Source organism: Tractidigestivibacter sp. (genome assembly GCF_057241865.1).
Window position 1 is genome coordinate 1 of the sequence record NZ_DBHHPX010000061.1, and the last position, 9,176, is coordinate 9,176.

The window sequence follows — 9,176 nt, forward strand, 5'->3', positions numbered from 1 at the left end:
AACCCTGGGACTCAGCGAGTCCGCCTGCTTGACAAAACTATGGGAACACCCCCCGGCATGTACTTTGCCAGATACGCCTCGACCGTCTCCATCCACTCCTGGTACACGGCGCTGTCATTCTGGAGGCCATGTCCCGAGTGCTCGCACACGAAGTACCGGTAGTCGGTCGCGCCTCCTTCTACCGAAACTTTCGCACGAAGGGCAGCCGCTTGGCGCTTCTCTATCCGAGGAGCCAGTCCAGCAGGTTGACCACCCTCACACCGTTTGTCGTGACGCCGCAGCGGTAGCGGTCGAGCGTCAGGATGACCTTCGGGAACGAGTCGCCGATCAGGTCGAGCGGCGCAAGCTCGCGCATGTAGGTTGCCTCGTCCGCGAGAGACTCGATCACCTGGACGTAGACCCTCTCGCCCGTCCGCTTCGATGCGACAAAGTCGACCTCGCCGGAGCGAAGCGTGCCGACGCGCGTCGCGTATCCCCTGCGAACGAGTTCATTGAACACGACGCACTCCAGCTGGAACCCGAGGTCTTGGGGAGAGAAGCCCGTCATGAGGCCGCGCAGTCCCGTGTCCACCGGGTAGAGCCTGTACTGCGGCCTCAGTACCTGCTTTCCCGAGATTCCCTCCTGCTCGCATCGGAAGACGATGAACGCACTCTCAAGGGTGCGCAGGTAGCTGTCGACGGTGCTCGCGCTGGTCTTCCTCCCTGCGCTGGTAAGGTAGTTGGCTATCGACCTTGTCGAGAAGAGATTCCCCGACGTCACGAAGACGTACCTGACGAGCCTCTCGAGCAGGTCGATGTCGGAGATTCCGCCGTGAGTCGCCACGTCGTTCAGGATGATTGTCTCGTAGATGGTCATCAACATGTTCTCGACGTATTCGTCACTTCCGAATGGTCCGCCGAACTGGCCGGGCATTCCGCCATATTTGAGGTATCGCGCAAAGAGGGCCTCGACGGATTGCTCCTGTGGGGTCTCGACGGTTTGCTCCTGGGCATGTCGAGCCTGAGAGAAGGACAGGTACTCCTTGAACGACAGGGGGCTCGCCTTGAGCTCGATGTAGCGGCCCCCTATCAGCGTGGAGAGGTCCGAGGACAGGACAAATGCGTTCGAGCCCGTGATCCAGACGTCCGTTCGTTCCCGGGTCCGGAGCTGGCGCACGACCTTCTCCCAGGAGGGAACCTCCTGCACCTCGTCCAAGAACACGTGAACCATGCGACTGTCATCTGCCTTGTCGAGAGACGCTTGTATCTGCTCCTTCAGCCATTCTGCCGTCGGCTCGAGTGGCATGTCGAAGCCATCAAGCCTAGGGAGAATCGTGTTGTCTTTGCCGTCGCGATCTGCTGCCGCAGATGCGAGTGCCTACAGAAGCGTGGACTTACCGCTGCATCGAACGCCAATCAGCACCTTGATGTCCTCGGTGTCGAGATAAGGGAGCAGACGCTCTTCGTAGTCGGGGCGGGCAATTCTGGCGGTCATGGCGAGGTCTTATCGTCTTTTTTGCATCAATTTGGCATTGTAGTCTGAGAAGTGGCGAATGTCTAATTAATTTGACATTCAAGAATTAGTAGGCAAGATTGTCAAGCTGGTTTATCAATGTGGTGTTGCATTCGCGATTCTCGCGGCTGGCCGCGACGCTTCTGTGGGTGCCGCGACCAGTGCATAAGGGACGCGAACAAGCGCGGCGACTGCGAGCCGCGGATAGCGCTCTTCTCTGACGGCCTAGCAGGTCGCTACAGACTGCATGCTGTTCTAGCTGTGCTAATGTATGAATATGGCAATAGCTAATGTCATAATTTGGTAATTTCTAATATCATAACTCGGGTCTTCCTAATGTATGATTGTGGTACGCGATTTCACTCAAGGGGGTCAAGGAACATGACACTCATACCGCGGACGATATCGGCACAGCTGGAGAGGTATGCGACCTGGTTTCCAGTCGTGTCGGTTACGGGACCCAGGCAGAGTGGAAAGTCGACCAGCGTCAGAACGACGTTTCCCGACTACTCCTATGTGAACCTTGAGGATAATGCCCTGAGGAAGCAGGCACTTGATGATCCCGTAGGCTTCATTCGCAATCGGCCTCGACGGCTCATCATCGATGAGGCACAGTACGCCCCAGAGCTCTTCTCGATGACCCAGGTGTCCTCTGACGAGAGCCCAGACAGCGGCCAGTACGTTCTCTCTGGTTCGCAGAACTTCCTGCTCCTGAAGCAGATAACGCAGTCTCTGGCTGGCAGGGTGGGGATTCTGAGGCTGTTGCCGCTCTCGTTTGCGGAGGCGCTTAACGCACGCGTTCCCCCGAGCGTCGACGAATTCATGTATCGAGGCGGCTATCCTAGACTTTACGACGCCCAGGTTCCCACCACGGTGTTCTTCAGGAGCTACGTGGACACGTATGTGCAGCGTGACGTTGCCGACTATCTGGATGTTCGGAGCCTCTCGGACTTCCGCAGGTTCCTGGGACTCTGTGCGCTTAACGCCGGAAACCTCGTAAACTACGCTGGGATTGCCAGGGATGCGGGGGTTGACTCGCGCACGGTGAAGGCGTGGCTGAACATACTCGAGTCGAGCTACATCACGTTCTCGCTCATGCCGTATTTCCGAAATGAGGGAAAGCGACTGACGAAGAGGCCCAAGCTCTACTTCTATGACACCGGACTGCTGTGCTACCTGCTGAACATCGCATCACTCGAGGAGCTGCTGGTAAGCCCACACCTGGGCATGGTTTTCGAGAACCTCATTGTGGCGGAGACGCTCAAGCATCGTATGAACGAGGGCAAGGAACCTCGTCTGTTCTTCTATCGCGATGACTCGAAGGTGGAGGTCGACCTGCTCGACCTTACTGACGCCTCAAATCCCCGGATGGCAGAGGTCAAGTCGTCACAGACGTATCGCGACCGCTTCGCGATGCACCTTGGCGCAGTGGGCGACAGCTTAGGGATCCCGAGAAATCAGCGCTTCGTGATCACGCGCGAATCTGCAAGTCACGATGCCCCAACGGCACGCGTCATGTGCGCTAGGGATTGGCTGCTGGGGTAGGGTTGCCACAAGAGCTGCCATGCTGGCTGACGGCGGTGGAGGCGTGCCTGGCCCGCGCCGGGGTTCACGGCACGTTCCTGCCCGTCGCCGCTGCCGGTTGCATAGACCACTTCGACGTGGGCGGAGACATCATGGTCCCCATGCGCACCATGAAGGGAACGTGCGAGGGGGAGTCCAACCCCAAGACCTTCGTGCCACAGATGGTGAAGTGGTACCAGCAGGGCAGGTTCCCGGTCGACCGCCTGCTGAGTTTCTACGATTTCGCCGACATCGACCAGGCGCTGCAGGACTCCCATGACGGGAAGATCATCAAGGCAGTGCTCAGGATTTCTCAGCAGTAAGAGCCGGCCGAGAAGCCTCGCCCTACGCCAATGGCCGAGAGGTCCCGCAAGATCTGTCCGAGAAGCCCCGCTCACGCCGCCCGCGGCTTGGGGGAGGCCTTTTCGGCTCTGGGGTTCTTTCCCTGCAGGTCGTGAGAAGCGGACTGGAGGGACCCCACAAAGCCTGGCGCGCAATAATTTCTCGGCAGCGAGGGCGCGCGATTTCGCTATTGCTGACGACCTCTACGGATCGTCAGCGAGTCCCGGAGACCGTGAATGAATGCGACGACCTGGACCAGGTTTGCCTTCTCGTCCACCAGGTAGTAGATCCCGTAGTGCTTCACCTGGCATTTCCTGATTTTCTTGCCTACTACTTCACTGACTTCGAGATCGAAGTCAAACAGCAACGGATTGTCAGCTATTAGTCGGAGCTTGTCCTCATAGGCATCAAGCAGCGACCTCGCGGCGCTTGGCGCGCTGAGTTCGCGTACGAGATAGGAGACTGCCTCGTCAAGGTAGGATCTGTTACCTGCACGTTAAAGGCCATACTTGCTCCTGAGTGCGGCAACTGCTCCAAATGCATCCTGGCACTCTCCGCGTTCGACTGCGCTGATTCCTTCCTGTACGAGCGAGACGATTCTTCCCGTCTCTGCCGCCTTGGCAAGGCTTTCATACGTCTCAGTGCTCATGATGACCATGTCCGGGCATCCGTTTTTCGTGACATGGACGGGCTCGCCAGTCTCGTGGCAGAGCCTCGAAACCTTTGCGGTGTCCTTGAGCTCTTTGACGGGAATCATCTGCATTGTTTACCTCAAATCACATAATCATGGGATGATGATACCATCATGCATCGAAACCACCTTCGTTACATGTTTTCCTGGGCCCGTTGCGCCAAACTCGCCTTCGTTACATTGGGTTTTTCGGGTGCTCTCGAGTAGATGGGCATGTCCACATGCCACATATGGTGTCATGTAAATGGAATGACACAAGATATGCATCCCGATACTTGACCACCGCCCCAAAACCAATGTAACGAAGGCCACTTCGGCGCACGAGAGTGAAAAAAGATGTAACGAAGGCGGTTTCGGCGCAACGGGCCTTCCCATCGCTTCCTACGGAAGAGTGGGAAGGCCCGCGATCTAGCCAAACAGTCGACTCGCGGTGCCGCCCCGCGAGTGCCGCTCTCAGTTCGGCCCGCTTCCCGCTGCCTGCCCAGCGGCCTCCACCAATATCCCTGCGGTCGCGGCCGACGCCCAAGCTCGTCTTATTGTCCTGGGGCGAGGCACGAGAGGTCGTAAGCCTCGTGTCTGTCGCGCTACGGAACCAGCTTGAACGGCGAGGAACCCGCGCCGCCCTTGGCTCCCGTGACGTCCGTTGCGCCACCGAGCTGCAGCTCGTCAGGATGCAGCCTGTTCCACTCGTCGTATATCTCGCCCGTGAGCCACTTGTGAATGCGCTCGTTGATGCGCTTCAGGTCGAAGTGCTCGAACCCCAGCGACTTCGCCCACGCGACCGTCTCGTCGTGCTCGGGGTCCTTCGGATTGGCAAGGATGCGGAGAAAGTCCGCGAACCCGCAGGTACTGCCCACGTCCTCCGGGGGAGCGTCGCCGTCGCCTGCCGTGCAGACGGGCATCTCGCCCTCGAAGTTCGCGATGGTCTCGACGAGGCGAATCTTGTGGACCCACCAGTCGCCGTAGTCATAGGTGTACGTTGCCGTCCTCGTGCGGGGAAAGACGTCAAAGAGATACGTCTTCGTTGCGTCGATCGGCTTGCGGCCGTCGGTGCCGGGCGCAAACATGCCGTCGATCCCGCCAGCGTCCGGGTCGATGATTATGAGCTTCTCGCGCCTGCTCGTGAGCTGGAAGTCGTACATGTGGTAGTCCCACCAGAGAAACGCTGCCTGGATGACCTCGTGGAGGTCGGCAAACGTGAAGTTCTGCGGCACCACAATCTCTCGCCAGCACGTTTGCCCATCGAGCTGGAGAGTGACGCGGAAGCGAAACGCCGGCTCGTTGGTGAGGGGGCCTGCGTTCTTGAGCTGGTCGTCGAGCATGTTCTGGAACTCGCCGACGACCGTTCCGTACACCTTGACCAGCATGCTGGCCATGTCCTCACCGTCTGGCGTGAGGCTTATGGGCTTCGCCTTCTGTGCCGGGCCAATGAGCCCCTCGTTCTGCAGGGCCTTGAGGACGTTGCTGTCATACCTGTTCCACGACCTTGCTACCGGGCCGCTCGGGCCCTTCTCCTTCCAGGAGTCAAGGTACAGGAGCATGAGTGTGAGGTCGTGCATCAGTTCTTTCTCGTCCATGTGGCCCCCTGGGAGTCTTGAGGCGGATGTCTGAGTCCATGGTAGCGGATGGGACTGGAGGGCGTGGGTGGCGAGAAGTACGGGTGGCGCGGGGCGACTGCGCTGTCCCCGTAGGGCCACCTGCATCGTCCACCGAACGGTCGCCCGCGCTGTTCCCCGGGAGGCAGCCTGCGCCGTCCACCGAATGGTCGCCCGTGCTGTCCTCCCTGCCGCCGAATTACGCACGGCTGAGAATCAACCGAGCAAAAGTCCAGGTCCCCACAAACCTTAAACCCAGCCGTGCGTAATTCGCGCCTGGTGTCAGCTCACCCTAGAACTGTCGCGGCTATCCCTATGCCGTCGCCCGTGGGCCGGCACGCGTGCGCGGCCGGCGCGGCCGGAGTGACTCGGCCCTCCTCCGTCGAGCCGAAATTGACCCCACGAAAACAATCTTGCAGTATCAGACGACAAGTATCATCATAATCATGAAGTATGAGACTGCAAGGATGGTGAATGGGCAATGAACGACGGGCAGCACGCGACCGTACTCGAGAAGGTCACCGAGGGCATGCGGTCCGAGGTCCCAGACCTCTTCTCACGGGAACTGGCCCTTGGCACGCCACAGGTTCCAGCCCGCGGCAACATCGTGAACATGGTGGCCGGCGTTAGGCGCTGCGGAAAGACGTATCGCCTCTATCAGGAGATGAGGTCGCTTCTCGACAGCGGGGTCGAGCGCCGGAGGATGCTCTACTTCAACTTCGACGACGAGCGGCTCATGCCTCCCGACGATGGTCTTCTCGATGACGTGATCACGACCTACGAGGCGCTGTTTCCCTCTGCGACCGAAGGCTGCTATCTCTTCTTCGACGAGATACAGGAGATTCCGGGATGGGGGGCCTTCGTTCGGCGCCTTGTCGACACGAGAGCCGCGACTATCTATGTGACGGGATCGTCCTCGCGCATGCTCTCCTCCGAGCTGCCCAGCGAGTTCAGGGGACGCTCCATCACGCGGGAGCTCTTCCCGCTGAGCTTTGCAGAGTACTGCAGGGTGACGTCCCGTTGGGACGAGACGCCAAGGGACCCGGACGCCTATACCTCTGCGGAGAAGGCCCGGCTCAGGAATGCCCTCGACGACTATCTCGTGCGTGGGGGCTTTCCCGCGACGCTGGCGCTCACAAAGCCAGATGCGTTCCAGCTCCTGCAGGGCTACGTGGGTCAGACCGTCGCACTCGACATCATCGAGCGCGAGGGCCTGGGAAACGCCCGCGCCGCCCAGGCCTTTGCGCGCAGGTGCATCGCCTCCTCCGGGCGCGAGCTCTCAATCAACAGGGTCGCGAGCCAGATGAGAAGCATGGGGCTTGGGGTGGCCCGGGAAAGCCTCTCCGCGCTTCTTGGCTATTACGAGGAATCCTACCTTGTTTTTGGGCTCAAGGAGCTCAGTAGGTCACTTTCCGCAAACGGCAGGAGCGCGATGAAGGTGTACGCCGTGGACCCGGGACTCGAGGCGGCCTTCTCGCCGGCGACCACGGAGGACCTGGGCCAGCGCCTCGAGACGAGCGTGTACGACGCGCTCAGGCGACGCTGCGGGTTCCTGCGAAGCGGCTCGCTCAGCCGTGCCCTGCTTGCCGACGGTTCCAGGCGCCACGAGATCGACTTCGTCGTGGGCGACGTGCTGCTGGGGGAGGGCGTCCGTCTCTACCAGGTCTGCACGAGCCTCTCCAACGAGCAGACGAGAAGTCGCGAGCTGCACGCGCTGGAGGTGGGCATGGAGAGGTTCTCCCGCGACGAGGCCTGGGTCGTGACGATGGACGAGCGTCGTGACATTCGCGTTTCGCGGGGAACGGTTCATGTGGTGCCGGCGTGGGAGTGGCTCTTGCGTTGACGGTACGGGGGTCATTGGGGCGAGTTTGGGTGCGAGTTGCTTGCTGGTAGCCACGGTGAGCGGCTGGCGAGAAGCCCAATGGCCTCACGTGCGCTGTAGTCTGTAGGCAATGGCGGTGGAAGGCTTCGGCCGACACCTGGGAGGGCTGGGGGGCTGCTTGTCGCGGGGATAACGAGATTCGGTAGCTTGCGGGAGGGGAGACATTGAGAAAAGTCGACTACCAAGCGAGTTGAAGTCACTCAGTTGAAGCCTCTACTCGTCATGCGGGCATATCGCGGGCCACCCAAGTAATGTGGGCCGTACCCCTGTTCGTGACTCAATTTTGAACAACATGCTCCGTAGCGGCGGAGAGCGAGAGCGCGAACTCGGCCTCCGATGCGTACTATATTCGATATGCATTTCAATACCGATGAACGAGAGAGCGAGGTTACCGATGACGAAGACAAAGAGCAACCGTAGGCCCGAGGGGGGAAATAACCTATATGCACTCCCCACTTCATACGTGGCGGTTGATACCGAGACCACTGGCCTCGACTTCGATTTCTGTGCTCTCATCGAGATTGGTGCCACGCGTGTGGTCGATGGGGAGATTGTAAACACATTTGACTAGCTTATTCACATCGACTACCCGCTCGATCCCTTCATTACCTACCTCACGGGTATTACCGACGAGATGCTCCAGAGTGTGCCGGGTATTGACAGAGTCATCAGAGAGTTCTCTGACTTTGCAGGCGACTCAGTGCTCATGGCACACAACGCACCTTTCGACATGAACTTCCTGTATGCGGCGTATGAGCGCGTGTTGGGGCGTCCGCTCATCAACGATTACGTGGATACCTTGCGTGTTGCAAGAAGAGCATTCCCAGAGCTTCAGCACCGTAGACTGCCAGACCTCTGTGGGGAACTTGGCGTCGTGAACGATCACGAGCACCGTGCGCTCAGTGATGTCGTGGTAATGGTCACGTGCTATGGCTCCATGCGTGAAATGGTGCTCGAGCGCTATGGTAGCGAGGAGAGCTATCGTAAGTCGTTCACTCATGGTGGTTCGTCGAATTCGTTGAAGGCGAGTGAAATCTCTGCAGAATGTGATGCTGACGAGGGCAATCCGCTCTACAGGATGCACTGCGCTTTCACTGGCAAGATGACGAAAATGGTGAGGCGCGATGCCATGCAGGCGCTTGCTAATGTGGGAGGAATTCCTGAGGATGGCGTCAAGAAGGACACTGACTATCTTGTCATCGGTAACGATGGTTTTCGTGACGCAATGAAGACGACTTCCGGCAAGATAAAGAAAGCCCAGCAAAACCAGCTCAAGGGACTACCGATACAGATTATCTCGGAGAACACTTTCCTTGAGTTGCTTAATGGTTAATCTGGCCGAAGCGGTTACATAGAGCGCGGGTTCCAGACACCGAGTGGGGTGCTCGCAAACAGGGCACCATGTCTGTGAATAGGAGCTTCTTCTTTCTCGCCAATCCAATTGAGACGCACCGGAGGGTTGGATAGGAGCACGGCTGTCTTTCATGGCATGACCCCGCCGGGGAGTAGGACGCTCCGTGAGCTTGGATTGGAGAGGTGACAGGCACGGACGTCTCCTGATATGTAGATAGACTTGTCAAGTGGCAAAGGTGGGCCAGCCTCCGACTTCTC

7 protein-coding genes and 1 pseudogene are annotated in these 9,176 nt (G+C 59.0%); 4 read left to right on the forward strand and 4 right to left on the reverse strand.

What is annotated here, in order from left to right:
* Positions 1 to 220: 220 nt before the first annotated feature.
* Positions 221 to 1,285: an ATP-binding protein gene (locus ACO59D_RS12395; protein WP_485127245.1), complete on the reverse strand. Its 1,065-nt coding sequence runs from the start codon at positions 1,283 to 1,285 to the stop codon at positions 221 to 223.
* A 588-nt stretch (positions 1,286 to 1,873) separates the two neighbouring features.
* Here ACO59D_RS12395 and ACO59D_RS12400 point away from each other — a divergent pair.
* Entirely contained in the window at positions 1,874 to 3,037 is a 1,164-nt protein-coding gene (locus tag ACO59D_RS12400; protein WP_485127246.1) for an ATP-binding protein, read from the forward strand.
* Between the two features lie 2 nt (positions 3,038 to 3,039).
* Positions 3,040 to 3,378: a hypothetical protein gene (locus ACO59D_RS12405; protein WP_485127247.1), complete on the forward strand. Its 339-nt coding sequence runs from the start codon at positions 3,040 to 3,042 to the stop codon at positions 3,376 to 3,378.
* 206 nt (positions 3,379 to 3,584) lie between these two features.
* On the opposite strand, the pseudogene ACO59D_RS12410 reads toward ACO59D_RS12405, so the two are convergent.
* From ACO59D_RS12410 to ACO59D_RS12420, 3 genes and pseudogenes are all read right to left on the reverse strand, one after another.
* Positions 3,585 to 3,860: pseudogene (locus ACO59D_RS12410) on the reverse strand (type II toxin-antitoxin system RelE/ParE family toxin); the annotation flags it as partial.
* Between the two features lie 33 nt (positions 3,861 to 3,893).
* The gene (locus ACO59D_RS12415; RefSeq protein WP_485127248.1) at positions 3,894 to 4,154 is read right to left on the reverse strand and encodes a type II toxin-antitoxin system Phd/YefM family antitoxin; all 261 of its coding nucleotides are present in this window, start codon (positions 4,152 to 4,154) and stop codon (positions 3,894 to 3,896) included.
* Between the two features lie 518 nt (positions 4,155 to 4,672).
* Positions 4,673 to 5,665, reverse strand: a complete 993-nt coding sequence (locus ACO59D_RS12420; protein ID WP_485127249.1) for a DUF6429 family protein — start codon at positions 5,663 to 5,665, stop codon at positions 4,673 to 4,675.
* A gap of 499 nt (positions 5,666 to 6,164) precedes the next feature.
* Between ACO59D_RS12420 and ACO59D_RS12425 the strand changes: the two genes are divergently transcribed.
* Positions 6,165 to 7,526 carry an ATP-binding protein gene (locus tag ACO59D_RS12425; protein WP_485127250.1) on the forward strand — a complete coding sequence of 454 codons (1,362 nt, stop codon included), beginning with the start codon at positions 6,165 to 6,167 and terminating at the stop codon, positions 7,524 to 7,526.
* Positions 7,527 to 8,145: 619 nt separating this feature from the next.
* Positions 8,146 to 8,898 (forward strand): exonuclease domain-containing protein, encoded by a 753-nt coding sequence (locus ACO59D_RS12430; protein ID WP_485127251.1) that lies wholly within the window; start codon positions 8,146 to 8,148, stop codon positions 8,896 to 8,898.
* Positions 8,899 to 9,176 lie beyond the last annotated feature (278 nt).